The 17101-nt window shown below is 71.6% G+C and carries 16 protein-coding genes and 1 pseudogene; 6 read left to right on the forward strand and 11 right to left on the reverse strand.

The genetic code is table 11. From position 1 onward, the window contains the following. Window positions 1-46 precede the first annotated feature (46 nt). Window positions 47-1603 carry a DUF6519 domain-containing protein gene (locus ABZ818_RS03215; protein ID WP_361409974.1) on the forward strand — a complete coding sequence of 519 codons (1557 nt, stop codon included), beginning with the start codon at window positions 47-49 and terminating at the stop codon, window positions 1601-1603. After that, window positions 1603-2490 carry a peptidoglycan-binding protein gene (locus ABZ818_RS03220; protein WP_361409977.1) on the forward strand — a complete coding sequence of 296 codons (888 nt, stop codon included), beginning with the start codon at window positions 1603-1605 and terminating at the stop codon, window positions 2488-2490. Before ABZ818_RS03215 ends, ABZ818_RS03220 begins: the two co-directional genes overlap by 1 nt. Before the next feature lie 120 nt (window positions 2491-2610). Here ABZ818_RS03220 and ABZ818_RS03225 read toward each other — a convergent pair whose 3' ends face one another. After that, window positions 2611-3774, reverse strand: coding sequence for a glycoside hydrolase family 3 N-terminal domain-containing protein (locus tag ABZ818_RS03225; protein WP_361410479.1), 1164 nt, complete (start codon window positions 3772-3774; stop codon window positions 2611-2613). 510 nt (window positions 3775-4284) lie between these two features. Here ABZ818_RS03225 and ABZ818_RS03230 point away from each other — a divergent pair. Continuing rightward, window positions 4285-5094 (forward strand): DUF427 domain-containing protein, encoded by an 810-nt coding sequence (locus ABZ818_RS03230; protein WP_361409980.1) that lies wholly within the window; start codon window positions 4285-4287, stop codon window positions 5092-5094. A gap of 52 nt (window positions 5095-5146) precedes the next feature. Here the strand turns inward: ABZ818_RS03230 and ABZ818_RS03235 are convergent, their stop codons facing one another. The 4 genes and pseudogenes from ABZ818_RS03235 to ABZ818_RS03250 all read right to left on the reverse strand — a co-directional run. Next, window positions 5147-6895 carry an L-lactate permease gene (locus ABZ818_RS03235; protein ID WP_361409983.1) on the reverse strand — a complete coding sequence of 583 codons (1749 nt, stop codon included), beginning with the start codon at window positions 6893-6895 and terminating at the stop codon, window positions 5147-5149. Between the two features lie 256 nt (window positions 6896-7151). Continuing rightward, window positions 7152-7292: a hypothetical protein gene (locus ABZ818_RS03240; RefSeq protein WP_361409986.1), complete on the reverse strand. Its 141-nt coding sequence runs from the start codon at window positions 7290-7292 to the stop codon at window positions 7152-7154. 174 nt (window positions 7293-7466) lie between these two features. After that, entirely contained in the window at window positions 7467-7640 is a 174-nt protein-coding gene (locus ABZ818_RS03245) for a hypothetical protein (RefSeq protein WP_361409989.1), read from the reverse strand. Between the two features lie 134 nt (window positions 7641-7774). Further along, a pseudogene (locus ABZ818_RS03250) lies at window positions 7775-8611 on the reverse strand (ATP-binding cassette domain-containing protein); the annotation flags it as partial. A gap of 112 nt (window positions 8612-8723) precedes the next feature. On the opposite strand from ABZ818_RS03250, the gene ABZ818_RS03255 reads away from it, so the two are divergent. The 3 genes from ABZ818_RS03255 to ABZ818_RS03265 all read left to right on the forward strand — a co-directional run bounded on the left by ABZ818_RS03255 (window position 8724) and on the right by ABZ818_RS03265 (window position 10050). Then, window positions 8724-8831, forward strand: coding sequence for a KR domain-containing protein (locus tag ABZ818_RS03255; RefSeq protein ID WP_361410481.1), 108 nt, complete (start codon window positions 8724-8726; stop codon window positions 8829-8831). A gap of 139 nt (window positions 8832-8970) precedes the next feature. Continuing rightward, window positions 8971-9177, forward strand: a complete 207-nt coding sequence (locus ABZ818_RS03260) for a hypothetical protein (protein ID WP_361409992.1) — start codon at window positions 8971-8973, stop codon at window positions 9175-9177. Window positions 9178-9288: 111 nt separating this feature from the next. Then, window positions 9289-10050, forward strand: a complete 762-nt coding sequence (locus ABZ818_RS03265) for an alpha/beta fold hydrolase (RefSeq protein WP_361409995.1) — start codon at window positions 9289-9291, stop codon at window positions 10048-10050. A 210-nt stretch (window positions 10051-10260) separates the two neighbouring features. Here ABZ818_RS03265 and ABZ818_RS03270 read toward each other — a convergent pair whose 3' ends face one another. The 6 genes from ABZ818_RS03270 to ABZ818_RS03295 all read right to left on the reverse strand — a co-directional run bounded on the left by ABZ818_RS03270 (window position 10261) and on the right by ABZ818_RS03295 (window position 17032). After that, complete coding sequence (locus ABZ818_RS03270) at window positions 10261-11175, reverse strand: RNA repair domain-containing protein (RefSeq protein WP_361409998.1); 915 nt, start codon at window positions 11173-11175, stop codon at window positions 10261-10263. A gap of 18 nt (window positions 11176-11193) precedes the next feature. Continuing rightward, window positions 11194-12285 carry an aldose epimerase family protein gene (locus ABZ818_RS03275; RefSeq protein WP_361410001.1) on the reverse strand — a complete coding sequence of 364 codons (1092 nt, stop codon included), beginning with the start codon at window positions 12283-12285 and terminating at the stop codon, window positions 11194-11196. A 33-nt stretch (window positions 12286-12318) separates the two neighbouring features. Further along, on the reverse strand, window positions 12319-13335 hold the full coding sequence (locus ABZ818_RS03280) for a LacI family DNA-binding transcriptional regulator (RefSeq protein WP_361410004.1): 1017 nt from the start codon (window positions 13333-13335) through the stop codon (window positions 12319-12321). Between the two features lie 63 nt (window positions 13336-13398). Further along, a complete protein-coding gene (locus ABZ818_RS03285; protein WP_361410007.1) occupies window positions 13399-14424 on the reverse strand; it encodes an ABC transporter permease in 1026 nt (341 codons plus the stop codon). Then, window positions 14421-15389, reverse strand: a complete 969-nt coding sequence (locus tag ABZ818_RS03290; RefSeq protein ID WP_361410009.1) for an ABC transporter permease — start codon at window positions 15387-15389, stop codon at window positions 14421-14423. Before ABZ818_RS03290 ends, ABZ818_RS03285 begins: the two co-directional genes overlap by 4 nt. Further along, window positions 15386-17032: a sugar ABC transporter ATP-binding protein gene (locus ABZ818_RS03295; RefSeq protein WP_361410012.1), complete on the reverse strand. Its 1647-nt coding sequence runs from the start codon at window positions 17030-17032 to the stop codon at window positions 15386-15388. The genes ABZ818_RS03290 and ABZ818_RS03295 overlap by 4 nt, the downstream gene beginning before the upstream one ends. Between the last annotated feature and the right edge of the window lie 69 nt (window positions 17033-17101).

A 17101-nucleotide genomic window follows, 5' to 3' on the forward strand; every position in this document is an offset into this window, starting at 1 on the left:
CCGTACGCCCCACCCGCAGCCATCCGAACCAGGGGGACCCCCTTTCATGCACGCCGATCTCTCCCGCTCCACCTTCCGCCCGGAGCGGCACTACTCCGCGGTCGTCGCCCAGCAGGGCCGCGTCCAGCTCGACGCCGACCTGAACGAGCAGACCGCCATCGAGCTCCACCGGGCCCGCACCCTCACCGCCGACCTGATCGGCCGGCACGGCGGACCACGCGACGCCACCGGCTTCCGCATCGAGTACGTGGGCGGCAAACACGACATCGACACCCTGTACATCCACGGCGGCCGCTACTACGTCGACGGCGTCCTGTGCGACGCGGACCGCCCGGCACCGGAGGAGCCCGTACCCGACGAGGACGCCGCCGCCGCGGACCGGCAGGCGGCGCCCGCGCAGCCGTACTGGGACTACTGGAACCAGCCGGACGGCTTCCGCGACCCGGAGCGACCCGGCGACCGCCTGCCCTCGCCCGGCCAGTCGCCGTTCGTGGTCTACCTCCAGGTGTGGGAGCGGGCCGTCTGCGCCGCCGAGGACCCCGCGCTGCGCGAGGTCGCACTCGGCGCCGCGCTGCCCGACACCGCCGTCCGCGCCAAGGTCGTCTGGCAGGTGCTGCCGCTGTCCCTGACCGAGCTGGAGATCGAGGACGCCGACCCGTCCAGGGAGGACGTCCGGGACGCCTTCGAACGCTGGGCGCAGCGCCAGGCCACCCCCGCGGCCCGGCTCGCCGCCCGCGCCGAACGGCCCGAGCACGCCGACGAGGACCCGTGCCTGGTCCGGCCCGGCGCGCGCTACCGCGGCCAGGAGAACCAGCTGTACCGGGTGGAGGTCCACGCGGGCGGCACGGCGAAGGACGCCACCTTCAAGTGGTCCCGGGAGAACGGTTCGGTGGTCTTCCCGGTCGACGGACTCGACGGCACCTGGGTGCGGCTGGCGTCCCTAGGTTTCGACGACAAGCTGGACCTCGACGTGGGCGACCTGGTGGAGGTCACGGACACCGCGTACGCCTCCCGCCTCGAAGCCCTGCCCCTGCTGCGGGTCGAGGAACTGGACCTGCCCGGCCGCCGGGTCCGGCTGTCCGCCGAACCCGACCCGCATGTCGGCCGGCTGCCTCATCTGCACCCGTTCCTGCGCCGCTGGGACCACCGCGAGGGACCCCGCCGCAAGGGCCGTACGGCGGCGCTCGAAGGCGGCGCGATCCCGGTGACCGAGGGGGAGTGGCTGCCTCTGGAGGACGGCGTCGAGGTGTACTTCGCCACGGACGGCACCTACCGCTCCGGCGACCACTGGCTGATCCCCGCCCGCACCGCCACCGGCGGCGTCGACTGGCCCGTCGACCCGGCGCGCCGTCCCCTGCTGCGGGCACCGGCCGGGATCGACCGCCACTTCGCGCCGCTCGCCCTGGTCAAGGGCGAGGAGAGCGCCGTCGATCTGCGGCTCGCCTTCGGACCGCTCGCCGGCAGCATCCCGGCGGCGGACGAGGCGACCCTCGCGGCGGAGGCGTCCGCCGCCCAGGAGGAACAGGCGGCGGAGGCCGACCCCTCCGACGGCCGGTCACAGACCACTGCGGCGGCGGAGGAAGCCGCGGAAGGAGACGAGTGATGGCCCAGCCGATGAGCGCGTCCAAGCTGGTGGAGATCCTGCGAGCCGAGGGCGTGACGGTCCACGAGGTGCGCAACTGGCGTGCCCACAACCGCAACACCAAGGGGCCCTGGGGCCCGATCAACGGCGTGATGATCCACCACACCGTCACGTCGGGCACCGAGAACTCCGTGAACATCTGCTACAACGGCTACTCCGGCCTGCCCGGCCCGCTGTGCCACGGCGTCATCGACAAGAAGGGCCACGTCCACCTCGTCGGCAACGGCCGCGCCAACCACGCCGGCCTCGGCGACAGCGACGTCCTCCGGGCCGTCGTCAACGAGACGAAGCTGCCGCCCGACAACGAGGCCGACACCGACGGCAACCGGCACTTCTACGGCTTCGAGTGCATCAACCTCGGCGACGGCAAGGACCCCTGGCCGGAGGCGCAGAAGGACGCCATCGCGCGGGTGGCTGCCGCCATCTGCCGGCACTACGGCTGGAGCGAGCGCTCGGTGATCGGCCACAAGGAGTGGCAGCCGGGCAAGCAGGACCCGCGCGGCTTCACCATGGACTGGTTGCGCGGGCGCATCGCCGCCCGGCTGGCGGGAAAGGGCTCCGGGAAGCCGCAGGAGCCCAAGCCGGCGCCCAAGCCGTCGTACGCCCCCTTCCCGGGCAGTGGCTTCTTCCACAACGGGCAGAAGTCGCCACTGATCACGGCGATGGGCCGCCGGCTCGTCGCCGAGGGGTGCAGCCACTACGAGAAGGGGCCCGGCCCCGAGTGGACCGAGGCCGACCGCAAGTCCTACGTGGCCTGGCAGCGCAAGCTGGGCTTCAAGGGCAAGGACGCCGACGGCATCCCGGGCAAGTTCAGCTGGGACAAGCTGAAGGTGCCGTCGGACGGCTGAGAGTGCCGGTCCGACGGTCCGCCGCCCCGCTCGGCGGAAGGGAACGCGCCCGGGCGGGGCCATCGGCCCCGCCCGTACCAGAGGGTCCACAACACTGCAGGGTCTGTGATCCACTCGCGCTCAGGAGCAGAGATTCACGTGCCGGACGGCCAGGACGTGTCCCGCCGCGTCGATGAGGCGACTGCGGGCGAGATGTCCGGCGGCCACCGCATTGGTGATCGCCGAGGCGATCGAGGACGTTCGGGAACCGGTATTGCCCCCCAGGTCGAACATGACCATGTCGGCACCGGAGCGCAGGGCCTGGACGGCGGCGGCGGGGACGCTGAAGCCTGCGGCGGAGATCGACTTGGCGCTGAGCGAGTCGGTGACCACCAGCCCCTTGAAGCCCAGCTTGCCGCGCAGCTCGTAGCTGATGACGGTGGGTGACAGGCTCGCCGGATTGGTGCCCAAGCCCGGCACGATGTTGTTGGAGACCATGATCGCCGGGGCGCCGGCCTTGATGGCCGCTGTGAACGGCGGGATGCCCACCTTTTGCAAGGTGGACCAGGGCAGGGTGCGGGCGGGGCCGAAGTCGGAGTTGTAGCTGGAGTTGCCAAGGCCCGGGAAGTGCTTGACGACAGGTATCACGTGTCCGGCGCGCAACCCGTTCATGTACGCGACACCGTCCCTGGAGACCACCGAGGTGCTGCCGCTGAAGGAGCGCCATCCGTCGGGGTTGGTCCGGCCGGGAGCCACGTTCCTGCCGTCGACGTCGACCACCGGAGCGAGGTCCATGTTCACCTGGGCGGCCGCCATCTTGGTGGCGACCTTCGTGACGTTCCGCTGGATCTGTGCTGGGGTCCAGTGCTTGCCCATGTACGCGGCCCAGGGCAGGGATCCGACGAGGTTCGCCATGCGCTGGATGCCGCCGCCCTCCTCGTCGGTCATCACCAACAGGCCCAGGTGGCCGGGTACATGGGACTTCAGGGCGGTCAGCCGGGAGCCGAGGTCGGACGGTGCCTTGCTGCCGAACAGCAGCACACCGCCGGCACCGGCGCTCACCGCGGAGGTGGCGCCGGACACCGAGGTCTCCGACACCGGGACGGCGATGGTCAGCATGGCCAGCCGACGGTTCGACCAGCCGGCCAGCTTCGTTCTGTTGGTGCACGCGGTGGCGGCGGTGAGGTCCTGAGCGAAGGACGAAGGGGAGTGGGAAGGCACGGCGGGCGGGGCGAGGGACACGCCGGGGCCACCGGAGTGCGGGGCCGCCTTGGGGGTGCCCGTGCCACAGCCCGCTAGGAGCATGGCCGCCACGGCGGCAACGGTGTTCAGTCTGCGTGCGGTCGTGGCCCGGCCGGGGAGGCGTCGCGGTGCTGTCGCGCTTCGGCGGTCACGGTACGCCGGGAGATTCATCGCCCGGCCTCCTTTCGGAATGCGCGACGACACCGGTCGCGCGGAGGGCCGTATCAGCATGAGGCTGCTTTACGAAGAGTGAGATGCGCACCAGCCCGCATTTGTTCGCTGGTTCACGGTCGGAGTACCAGGATCTCCCGTCTCGGAGTCGGCCGGAAGCGGGTCGCAGCGCTGTTCATGGTGGGACGGGGCCGTCTGCGGGCCGTCGAAGGGCGGGCCGCAGCGACCCACGGCGACGACACGGTGAGGTGATCAGGCCCTCCTGCGGGTGGGAAAACGACGGCACGATGAGCAACTGATCACCAGGCTCGCCTGCCGGATGACTGCAGGGGTGGCCGGTTCGTGCGTCCGTCGGAGAAGCTGGGTGTACGGAAGCGGCAGAGCGGACTGAGGTGGTCGGCGATGGCGGACGAGAGTGTGGACCACCCGGGCTTCATCGTCCCGGTCGGGCATGTCGAGCCGGTGCCGCGGCGTATCCGTGCGCAGGTCGGCGGCCGGTGGGTATTCGACACCCGGCGGGCGTTATACGTGTGGGAGTGGCCCGGCTATCCGCAGTACAGCATTCCGCTGCGGGATCTGGCCGAGGGCGTCCTGACCGACGACGCCCGCGCCGGCCGGCTGGGTCCCGGCCCCGCGCGGCGGCACTCGCTGCGGGTCGGCTCCGAGGTCCGTGAGGGTGCGGCGTGGGTCTGGGACGAGGGAGCCCCCAAGGCACTCATCAGCACCGCCCGTTTCCGGTGGGACGCGCTCGACGCGTGGTACGAGGAGGAAGAGCAGGTCTTCGTGCACCCGAGGAGCCCGTACACCCGGGTGGATGCGTTGCGCTCGTCCAGCAGCGTGCGCGTCGAGATGGACGGCACCGTCCTGGTCGACGCGCCGTCCTCGGTGAAGCTCTTCGAAACCGGCCTGCCGACCCGTTACTACGTCGAGCGCGCCTTTGTCGACTGGACCCTGCTGCGTTCCTCGGCCACGGTGACGGCGTGCCCGTACAAGGGGAGGACCAGCGGGTATTGGTCGTTCGTGAGCGGGGCCGTCGCCCATGACGATGTCGCCTGGGCATACGACTTCCCGACGGTGTCGTGTTCCGCCATCACGGGGATGGTCGCGTTCTACAACGAGCACGTCGACCTGTACGTAGACGAGGTCCTGCTCCCGCGGCCCACCGCACTCTCGCGGGCTCAGTGGGACAAACAGCAGCGGGCGCGTTCCTGAGCCGCTCGCCGGCGCCCACGGATCGGGGTGGACGGCATGTCCATGGTCGAAGTCAGGGCGCGGTTGCCGGCGTGTCCACGACCATCCAGTCGAGCACCGGGGTGCTCTGCAGGTAGATCAGCCCGCACATGAAGAGCATGAAGACCACGCTCCACACGATGACCCGGCGGAAGAGGATCCCCTCTCGGCCCTCGAAACCGACCGCCGCCGCGGCGATGGCGAGGTTCTGTGGGGAGATCATCTTGCCGAGCACGCCACCGGAGGAGTTGGCCGCGGCCATGAGGGTGGGCGACAGGCCGGCCTGGTGGGCGGCGGTGACCTGGAGGGCGCCGAACAGGGAGTTGGAGGAGGTGTCGGAGCCGGTGACGGCAACGCCCAGCCAGCCGAGGACGGGTGACAGGAGGGCGAAGGCCCCGCCGGCGCCGGCCATCCACAGACCCAGAGTGGTGGTCTGACCGGACTCGTTCATGACGTAGCCGAGTCCCAGTACCAGCATGACGGTGAGCACCGCGAACTTCAGCTGGTTCAGGGTGCGTCCGTAGGCGCGCAGGGCGCGGCGCGGGCCGACCTGGAGCAGCACCACGCTGATCAGGCCGGCTATCAGCAGCAGACTCCCGGCCGCCGAGAGGTAGTTGAGTTTGAACGTGGTGGCGACCGGGTCGCCGTTCGGTTTGACGATGTGCAGCCCCGGCCAGTTGACGATGCGCGTCACCGACTCCAGGCCGGTACCGGTCGTGCCGACCTTGGTCGGCGCCTTTCCGGTGATCGCCGGGACCCGGGTGGCCAGCACGAACACCACGATGATGGCCAAGTAGGGCGCGTATGCCTTGAAGACGTCCAGTGGCCCGTCGTGAGTGTCGCCGTCGGCGCCCGCGTCCGATTCGCCGCCGGGGGTCCGCGGCCGGCGGGAGTCGCCGTCGGCGCTGCCGAGGTCGCCGCCGGGACCGTCGTCCTCGTCGCCCTCCTGGTACGTCTCCTCGGCGTGCCACACCCGGGTGAACGCCAGGACCGCCAGCGCGGAGGCGAGCGCGGCGACGATGTCGGCGAGCGGCACGGACCAGAAGTTCGAGGACAGATACTGGAAGACCGCGAAGGACAGGCCGCACACCACTGCCGGCGGCCAGGTCTGCCGCAGCCCTCGTCGGCCGTCCACGATGAACACCAGAGCCAGCGGCACGAACAGCGCCAGGATCGGCGTCTGCCGGCCGACCATCGCGCCGAGGTCGTCCACGGGCAGACCGGTGACGCCCGCCAGTGTGGTGATCGGTACGGCCATCGCGCCGAACGCCACGGGTGCGGTGTTGGCGACCAGGGCGACGGTGGCCGCCTTGAGCGGCTTGAAGCCCAGGGCGATCAGCATGACCGCACTGATAGCGACGGGAGTGCCGAAACCGGCCAGCGCCTCCATGAGAGCGCCGAAGGAGAAGGCGATGATGATCGCTTGCACCCGCTGGTCGTCGCTGATGGACGCGAAGGACCTGCGCAGTACGTCGAAGTGCCCTGTTTCGACGGTGAGGTTGTAGACCCAGATCGCGTTGATGACGATCCACATGATCGGGAAGAAACCGAACGCGGCGCCCAGCAGCCCGCTGTTGAGGGCGTCGGCGAGCGGCATCGAGTACACAGCGACCGCGAGCACCACGGCGACGACAAGAGAGATCAGTGACGCCAGCCACGCCTTCATCCGCACCACGCCGAGCAGCACGAACAGGACCAGCAGCGGAAGGATCGCGATGATGGACGACAGCCCGAGTGAATGGCCCACCGGACTGTAGTCCTGCTGATAGCTGGCGAGGATCATGGAGCACCCTTTTCTACGACATCGGAGACGAGGGGGCTGTGCCACGGATGGGCGCCGGGGTGGTCTGTGGGAGGGCATGCGGGACGACCGCGCCCGGGCCGTCGCGAATGCTGGAAGAATGCAGTGGTGCCGGATCTGCGTCAAGGGTCACGGGTGGCCTATGTCACAGATGAACTCCCCGGCGCGGAACGGTTGTTGGGCGGTTCGGTGATCCGCTGACGCTGCCCGCCGACGCCTCCGACCCCGGCCGGAGCGCTCAGGCCGCGACCTTCAGCGCCCCCGCGTCGTACGCCACCCGTCCGCCGACGACCGTGGCCCCGACCGTCAGGTCGGCGATGCGGTCCGGGGCCACGCCGAGGAGGTCCTCAGCGCCCTGGTGGACGGCCTGCGCGACCACTGCGACGAACGCAGGCGGCGGTTCCCGGGGCTGTGAGGTCCGCAGGTCCGTTCACCGGTGGCGGCAGCGGCGACCGCGACCGCCACCGGTGAGTTGCTTCAACGCGTCCCGCTCGAACCCGTCCCGCTCGGCCGAGATCAGCGGGTCACCCCCGTGGACGACGGCCGGCGGCGACTACTCGGCCCCCTGCTGCGACTGCACCGCCCTCCCCGGCACCAGGACGGCAAGGGTGCTGCGCGCTTCCCGCCGCAGCGTGCGGCGTCGGGCGAAGGTCGCGGTCAGAGCGAGGATCGAGACCGTGCCCCCGTAGAACACGGTGGCCATCGTGGAGAGGAGCCCGATCGTCATCGGGCACGCACCTTTCTTCCCCCGTTCGGCTCGCCCGGATCACAGGGCCCGGGGCGGGCGTTGATGCGTTTCCTCTCCACCATACGCACGCCGTCAACTCCCCGTCGTGTTCCGCCGGTCAGCCGGTCAGCCGGTCAGCCGGTCGTCGCGTCGGCGGTGGGGGCGGTGGCGCGGGCGGCGTGCAGGCGGGCGTAGGGGCCCCGCGCGTCGATGAGCTGGTCGTGGGTCCCCTGCTCGACGATCCGGCCGGACTCCATCACGACGATGACGTCGGCGTCCCGGATGGTGGACAGGCGGTGCGCGATCACGAAACTCGTCCGGCCCGCCCGCAGGGTGTTCATGGCCCGCTGGATCAGCAGTTCGGTGCGGGTGTCCACGGAGCTGGTCGCCTCGTCCAGGATGAGCACGGCGGGCCGGGCGAGGAACGCCCTCGCGACCGTGATCAGCTGCTTCTCCCCGGCGCTGACACCGCCGGACTCGTCGTCCAGGACAGTGTCGTACCCCTGCGACAGGGTGCGGATGAAGCGGTCGGCGCAGGTCGCGCGGGCCGCCTCCACGACGTCCGCGCGGGTCGCGCCCGGGGACCCGTAGGCGATGTTCTCGGCGATCGTTCCCTTGAACAGCCAGGTGTCCTGGAGGACGAGGCCGAAGCGGGAGCGCAGGTCGTCGCGGTTCATGGCGGCGATGTCGGTGCCGTCCAGGAGGATGCGGCCCGAGTCGATCTCGTAGAAGCGCATCAGCAGGTTGGCGACCGTGGTCTTGCCGGCGCCGCTCTGGCCGACGATCGCCACCGTGCTGCCGGGTTCCACGGACAGGGACAGCCCCTCGATGAGCGGCACGTCGGGGGAGTAGCGGAACGACACGTCCTGGAACTCCACCCGGCCCCCGGCGCGTTCCGGAGCGAGCGGGCTGCGCGGTTCGGGATCCTGCTCCGGCGCGTCGAGCAGCGTGAACACCCGCGGCGCGGAGGCCAGCTGCGCGGCCTGATCCGGGTGCCCGCGCGGCGGGCCGCGGCCCAGAGCGCGGTGCCGTCCGCGGACAAGCTCACCCGGCAGCTCGCCGGACTGGGCACCCGGGACCGTCCTGGTCACCGGCGGCACCGGCGGTCTCGGCCGGCTCCTCGCCCGGCACCTGGTGGCCACGCACGGCGTACGGAGCCTCCTCCTCGCCAGCCGCAGCGGCCTCGGATGAACGCCTGCACGTCGCCCAGTGTCAGCGAGCCGTCCACGACCTTCCAGGCGCCGACGACGGCGACCGCGACATAGCCGAGGTTGGCGACGAACATCATCACGGGCTCGATCGCGCCGGACGCGAACTGCGCTCCGGCACCGTGGCGACCGGGCGCTGGCATTGCCGGTCCGGCTGGACCTCGCCGTACTGCGGGCCCGCGGACGGCCGGATCGAGGTCCTCAGGACCAAGTGGGCCGAGCTGGGCCGCACGAACACGCCCGGCGAGGACTCCTCGAAGGACGACCTGGACGGAGCGTCCGACGAGGACATGTTCGCGCTCCTCGACGACGAACTCGGTCTGAACTGACCCGCCCCGGCGGCCCGCGGGGACCTGCCGCGTCTCCACCCCGTACACGCCGAAACCCGCCGTATGCCACCCCCGGCACCATGCCGGCGCTCATGAAAGGTCCAAGGAAGCGTGACAACTCGCACGTCCACCGAGGAGAGTCTCTGGGCCCGGTGCCTCCACCCGGCCCCGTCCCGCTCCGCTCAGCTCTACTGCTTCCCGCACGCGGGCGGCTCGGCGTCCTTCTACTTCCCCGTGTCCGCCCAACTGTCCTCCGTGGCCGAGGTCTTCGCGGTGCAGTACCCGGGACGGCAGGACCGGCGCAAGGAAGTGTCGCCCACGGACATCGCCACCCTCGCCGACCAGCTCTACGACGCCCTCGGCCCCGCCCTCAAGGCGCGGCCGACCACGTTCTTCGGGCACAGCATGGGCGCCACCCTGGCCTTCGAGGTGGCCCGGCGGCTGGAGGCCGACGGCGGTGAGCTCGTGCGGTTGTTCGCGTCCGGGCGACGCGCGCCGTCGACGGTCCGCGACGAGGAGGTGCACCGCCTCTCCGACGAGGGCATCGTGCGGGAGCTGAAGCTCCTCGCCGGCACCGACACCGCGCTGCTCGGCGACGAGGAGATCCTGCGCATGATCCTCCCCGCCATCCGCAGCGACTACGAGGCGATCGAGACCTATCGGTGCGCCTCCGACGTCACCGTCCGCTCCCCGATCACCGTCCTCACCGGTGACAGCGACCCCAAGACGTCGATGGCCGAGGCCGAGGCCTGGCGCGGCCACACCACCGGCGACTTCGACCTCCAGGTCTACCCCGGTGGCCACTTCTACCTGACGGCGGAGGCCCCCGCGGTCATCGCCTCCCTCAGGAAGCACCTCACCGGGCAGGGTTGACGTCCGCCGTTCCGCCCCTCGTCCGGCCACGGGCGACGGGCGGAACGGACGACCTCCGGAGGGCTGGGGCTGTACGCGTCCGGCGAGGGAGCTTCGGAAACAGGCCCGGTAGGGGCCGCGGCCTGCGGTGGGTCGAGGTGCTCTTGCCAGGTTGGGCTCATCGGGTGGCGCTTGTCACCAGGTGTCGCGCGGGATCGGCCACAAGTCGCCTCACCTGTCGGTGATCGTGGAGAGCCATGCCGTGTCCTCCGGGCCCGGTGCTTCGGGGTCGGGGGTGGGCAGTCGGCGGAGCTCGCCGGTGCGCAGGGCGAGCGTGGCCCGTGGCCGCATCGGTCCGTCGCCCCTGCGGGAGAGCAGGACGAGTTCCCAGACCGTCGCCGTCATGGGGTCGAGCCGGGTGGCGCAGTCGGCGGTGACTTGCCGGGGATCCCGGGTTCGGCCCAGGGACAGATGCGGGGTGAAGTCCTTGGCGGGCCCACGGCAGCGCGGGAACCGCCGGGTCAGTGCCCGGTGCAGGTCCGCCCACGGCGTCTCGCCGGCTGCCGTCGGGTCGAGCCATACGGTGAAGTACGCCTTGTGCCGGAAGGTGCGCACCCCGTCCAGCCGGGCGGTGAAGACCGGCGTCGCGGCCGTCGCCGCGGCGAGCAGCGGGGCCGCCCGCTCGAAGTCGGACTCCGGTACGAAGCCGTAGAGCACGTTGACGTGCGGCGGCCACCGGTGGATCTGCGGATCGTAATCCCGGCGGATGTCCTGGACCGCCGGCCACAGCTCCGCGGGCGGGATCCAGGCCACCGCCGTGCGGGCCGTCGGGGACACGTCGAGGACACCGACGGGCTCGCCGCTGCCGGAGGTCGCGTCGAAGCCCGGGTCCGCTTGCGGGGCCCGTACCCGGCCGGCGCCCGACGCGTCGACGCGGTCCACGCCCGTGGACCGGTCCCAGACCACCTCGCCGTCCGCCTCGATGAACACCACCCGGTGCCACGGGATGTCGCCCCCGGGCACGAAGGATGACAGCGGGACGCGTTCGACGCCGTCCCCGCGCAGGCTGATCCCCAGCACGAACCGGGACGGGTCGAACCGCGGGTCCCAGCGGACCTGGTGATAGATCTCGTCGCTGGTTCGCATCACCTCTCCTCTCCGCCGTCACACCCTCTCTTCCTCCAGGGTGCCGCCCGGGACGAGCCGGTACTCGGTGCGGCTCGTCAGGGCGGAGCCCGGGCGCAGCACCGTGCTCGGGTACTCCGGGTGGTTGGGCGAGTCGGGCAGGTGCTGGGTCTCCAGGCAGACGGCCGCGTATCGCTCGTGGCGGCGGCCCGTCGCGTCCTTGAGCGTCCCGTCGAGTTGGTTGCCGGTGTACACCTGGAGGCCCGGTTCGGTGGTCCAGACCTCCATGGCCCGCCCGCTCCCCGGATCCTCCAGCCGGGCCGCACGCCGCAGGGCCGACCCGTCCGAGGGCGGGCGCAGCACCCAGCAGTGGTCGTAGCCGCCCGCCGCCCGCAACTGCGGGTCGGGGTCGTGCAGGCGGGCGCCGATGCGGTGCGCGCGGGTGAAGTCGAAGGGGGTGCCGGATGTCGCCGCGCTGGGCCCGTACGGGATGCCTTCGTCGGACAGCGGCAGGTAGCGGTCCGCGTCCAGCAGGAGCATGTGGTCGGCCACCGTGCCGGCATCCGACAGGTTGAAGTAGGCGTGGTTGGTGAGGCTGACGACGGTGGGCCGGTCGGTGACGGCCCGGTAGTCCAGCGCCAGCGTTCCTCGGGTGTCGAGGACATAGGTGGCCGTGACGTCCAGTGTTCCGGGGAAGCCCATGTCGCCGTCGGGGCTGCGCAGCGTGAGGCGTACCCCCGCGCGGTCGTCGTCCAGCTCGGGCGCGGCTGCCCAGATCCGCCGGTCGAAGCCGTCCGGGCCGCCGTGCAGGGCGTGGCCCCGGTCGTTCACCGGCACCTGGTGCGCCCGGCCGTCCAGGGTGAAGCGGCCGCCGGCGATCCGGTTGGCGTACCGCCCCACCAGAGCCCCCAGGTACGGGCTCGGGCCGGCGTAGTCCTCGGTGCCGGTCAGGGACAGGACGACCGAGCGTGCGGCTCCGTTGCGGTCCGGCACCTCCAGGGCGTGCAGGATGCCGCCGTAGGTGAGCACCTCGGCGCGCACGCCGCAGCCGGAGTCGAGGTGCCAGCGTTCCACCGGAGTGCCGTCGGGCGTGGTGCCGAAGGGGGAGCAGCGCAGGGCGGGTCGGGGCATGGAGGTCCTCGGGAAGGGAGGTGGCGGGCCGCTTCAGCGGTGGCGGCCCAGGGTGGATTCGCGTACCACCAGGTCGTGGCCCGGCCGCATCCGGCGCGGCTCGCCGTCGGCGGAGCCGGTCAGCCGCGAGATGACGCAGCCGACGGCCTGCCGGGCGATGGCCTGCTTGTCGGGGGAGACGGTGGTCAGCGTGATCGCCCCGAAGCGGCCCTCCTCGATGTCGTCGAACCCCACCACCGCGACGTCCTGCGGGATGCGCAGCCCGCGCTCGCCGAGCACCCTCATGGCGCCGATCGCCTGGAGGTCGTTGTAGGCGAAGACCGCGTCGGGCCGCACTCCGCGGTCCAGCAGGGCGGTCATGGCCTGCGCGCCGTCCGCCCGGCCGTAGCCGTCGGTGGGGGCCACCAGCGAGTCGTCGTGCGGCAGCCCGGACGCGGCCAGCTCCTCCCGCCACCCCTGGAGGCGCAGGTGGGCGGGCTGCCGTGCGCTCTCGGCCCGTGCGCCGAGGAAAGCGATCCGCTGCCGCCCCATCCCCACCAGATGGCGGACCGCGCTGCGCGCCGCGGCGACGTTGTCGATCGCGATGTGGTCGTAGGGGGCGTCGTACTCCCGCTCGCCGAGCAGCACCAGCGGCGATGTGTCGGTGCGGCCGCGCAGGTCCTGGTTCTCCAGCTCGATCGGGGAGAGGATCAAGCCGTCGATCACATGGGTCCGGAACCCCTGGCAGACGAGCATCTCCTTCTCCCGCATGCCGGCGGTGTGGTCGAGGAGCACGGTGTAGTGGTGGCGGGCCGCGGCGTCGATGACCGCGCTGGCCAGTTCGGCGAAGTACGGGTTGCCGAGTTCGGGTACGGCCAGCGCGATGATCCCGGTGCGGCCCTTGCGCAGGTGGCGCGCGGTGAGATTGGGGCGGTAGCCGAGTTCGTCGATCGCCTGTTGCACCCGGGCCCGCATGGCCGGGGTGACGTGCGGATAGTCGTTGACGACGTTCGAGACGGTCTTGATGGACACTCCCGCTCGCAGCGCCACGTCTTTGAGGCTGACGCCCACGGCGTTCCCTCCTTGTCGGGCCGAGCGCAGGACTGCGACGGTCCTGCGGCACGGCGTCTGTCATCAGGTGCGGCGTGCCCGCGCTAGGTACCGCTGGGCCACGACCACCACGATGAGGAAGCCGCCGCTGACCACGGACTGGTAGGACGAATTGAGCGAGCCTATCTGGTTGATCAGATTCTGGATGACCGCGAGCAGCAGCACTCCCCACAGGGTGCCGCTCACCGAGCCGGCGCCTCCGATCAGCAGGGTGCCGCCGATGACCACCGCGGCGATGGCGTCCAGCTCCATGCCCACGCCGATGATCGTCACTCCGGAGGAGAGCCGGGCGGCGTTGAGCGCGCCGGCGAACCCGGCGAGCAGCCCGCTGAGCATGTAGACCAGGACCCGGGTGCGGGCCACCGGCAGCCCCATCAGGGTCGCGGCGTCGGCGCTGCCGCCCACCGCGAACAGCGACTGGCCGAACGAGGTGCGCTGCAACACCGTCCCGCCCGCGGCGAACAGGGCCAGCGCGATGAGCACCGGATACCCGAAGCCGCCCACCGTCCCCTGGCCGAGTTCGGCGAAGGCCGAGCCCCGCGGTACGAGGTAGGTGGTGGCGCCCTCGTGGGTGAGGGCGAGCAGCAGGCCGCGGGCCCCCAGCAGGGTGGCCAGGGTGACGATGAAGGGGGCCATGCCGGCCCGTGCGATCAGCAGCCCGTTGAGTGTGCCGATCGCCCCGCAGACGGCCAGCGGCAGCAGTAGTGCGGCCCAGAGACCGTACTGCGAGGCCCAGGCGGCCAGCACGCCGCCGAGCGCGAACACCGATCCGACCGAGAGGTCGATGCCGCCGGTGATGATCACCAGCGTCATGCCCAGGGCGACGACGGCGATGAAGGACGCCTGTACGGCGATGTTCTGGGCGTTGTCGAGTGTGCCGAAGGACGGGAAGACGAACGAGGAGACGAGGACGACCGCCACCAGGACGGCGAGGGCGCCGTGCCGCTGGAGGAGCGACGTGATCCGCTCCTGGCCGGCGGTGGGGGAGGGGGACGCCGCCGTCGGACGGAGGGCGGCCGACAGTTGCCGGGGGGTGGTGAGTGACTTCATCGGGACCTGCGCTCCCGGGCGACGTAGACGGCGACGAGGATGATGGCGGCCTGGGCGATCTGCGCGGTGGAGTCCGGCAGATCGTGCTTGACCAGGGTGGCCCGCAGCAGCTGCATCAGCAGCGCGCCGGTGACGGTGCCCAGCACCCGTACCGAGCCGCCGGTCAACGGCGTGCCGCCGACCACCACCGCGGTGATCGCGGACAGCTCCATGAGGTTGCCGAGCGCGGAGGGGTCGCTGGCGGTCAGCCGGGCGGTGGCCAGCACGCCGGCGAGCGCCGCGAGGATGCCGCACAGCACGTAGACGCCGATCAGGACCCGCTTGACCGGCAGTCCGGCGAGTCCGGCGGCGGCCCGGTTGCCGCCCACCGCGACCAGTTGCCGACCGAAGGTGGTGCGGTGCACGACACCGGCCACCGCCAGTGCCAGGACGCCCGCGGTCAGTACCACCACGGGGATGCCCAGCACCTCTCCGCTGCCGAGCGCCAGCAGGTCCGGGTTGACGATCTGCTTGAGCTGCCCGTCGGCCGTCACCAGGGCCAGTCCCCGGCCTCCGACGAACAGGGCCAGGGTGGCCACGATGGGTTGCAGGCCCACCACCGCGACCAGGGTGCCGTTGACCGCGCCCACGACGACCCCGGCCACCAGCGCCACGAGCAGCGCCGGAACCAGACCGTAGCCGAGGTAGAGCGGCAGCAGCGCGGCGGCCAGCGCCATCGTGGACCCCACCGACAGATCCACGCCCTCGGTGCCGATGACCAGCGCCATGCCGAGCGCCACGATGACGACCGGGGAGACCTGCACCAGCTGGGTCCGCAGATTGGCGACGGTCAGGAAGTGCTCGGTGAACGCGGCGTTGAAGGCGAGCAGCACCAACACCGCCGTGTAGACGCCGTACTTCTGGAACCAGGCCGGTGCGGCGAGCCGCACCGCGCTCCGTCCCAGTGCCGGCGACAACTGGGTCATTCCTGCTCCTTGTCCGTGTGCGGCGGGGTGTGCGGCGCTGTTGGTGACGCTGCGGGCGGCGCCTCGGCAGCGGGCTCGGGCGTGTGCGCGGCCAGCATGTCCAGCAGTTCGGGCTCGCCGACCAGGTCGCCGGCCAGCTCACCGGCCACCGCGCCGCCGCGCAGGACCACCAGCCGGTCCGCGCCCTCCACCAACTCCTCGACGTCGGAGGAGATCAGCAGCACCGCCAGCCCCTCCTGCGCCAGTTCGTCGATGAGGGCCTGCACCTCGGCCTTGGCGCCGACGTCGATCCCGCGGGTGGGCTCGTCCAGCAGCAGCACCCTGGGCTCCAGGCAGAGCCAGCGCGCCAGCAGCACCTTCTGCTGATTGCCGCCGGAGAGCTCCTCGACCTTCTGCTCGGGGCCGGCCGCCTTGATCCGCAGCCGCTTCATGAAGATCTCGACGATGCGGTCCTGTTGCCTGCGGGAGACGACACCGGCACGGGAGAGGCGGGGCATGGCGGCCAGGACGATGTTCTCCCGCACCGACAGGCCCGGCACGATGCCTTCGGCCTTGCGGTCCTCGGAGAGCAGGCTGATGCCGGCCCGGATCGCCGCGGCGGGAGAGAGACGGCGCAGCGGTCTGCCCGCCACCGAGACCGTGCCGGAGTCCAGCGGCAGCGCACCGACCAGGGCCTTCGCTGTCTCGGTACGTCCGGAACCCAGCAGGCCGCCCAGACCCAGAACCTCCCCCGGACGCAACTCCAGGGACACCTCGCCGAGCAGATGACGGCGGCTCAGCTTCTCGGCGGTGAGCACCGGTTCTCGGGCGGCGTCGTGAGCGGCGCCGAAGCCGGTGACGCCGTGCCGGCGGACCTCGGCGACCTCCCGGCCGAGCATCATCGAGACCAACTGCATCCGGTCCAGGTCCGCGAGGGCGCCGGTGTGCACCAGCCGCCCGTCGCGGAGCACGGTGACCCGGTCGCAGATGCGGTACAGCTCATCCATCCGGTGACTGACGTAGAGGATGGCGATGTCCCGGCTGTGCAGCTCCTCGATGACCCGGAAGAGCGTCTCCACCTCGCGCGGCTCCAGCGCGGAGGTCGGCTCGTCCATCACCACCACCCGGGCCCGCACCGAGACGGCCCGTGCCAGTGCCACCATCTGCTGGGTGCCCACGCCCAGGGTGTTCAGGGGGCGGCGCACATTGGCCGTGACTCCGAAGCCGGCCAGCAGTTCGGCCGCCTCTCGGTGCATCCGGGGAAAGTCGATCAGGCGCAGGCGGTTCTTGGGCTCGCGGCCCAGGAAGATGTTCCGCGCCACGCTCATCATCGGGACGAGGTTGACCTCCTGGTAGATGGTCGAGACGCCGGCCTGCTGCGCTTCGTGCGGCCGGGCGAACGAGACCGGCCGCCCGCCCAGGCGCAGCTCCCCGGTGTCGGGGCGGTGCACGCCGGTGAGCACCTTGATCAGCGTGGACTTGCCGGCGCCGTTCTCGCCGACCAGGGCGTGGATCTCACCGCGGCGCAGCGTCAGGGAGACGTCGTCGAGTGCCACCACGCCGGCGAAGCGTTTGCCGACGCCGACGGCTTCCAGCACCGCCGGTGGCGCGGCGCCGTCCGCGTCCGGGTGCGGTGCGGCGACAGCCGCTTCTGGGGGTGCCATGAGGGTCAGGCCTTCCGTCGGTCGGTCAGCGGGGAGCGGGCCGCCCGGTCCGGGGCGGCCCGGGTGGCC

Source organism: Streptomyces sp. NPDC047453, from assembly GCF_040643155.1.
In the GTDB taxonomy this organism is placed as follows: domain Bacteria; phylum Actinomycetota; class Actinomycetes; order Streptomycetales; family Streptomycetaceae; genus Streptomyces.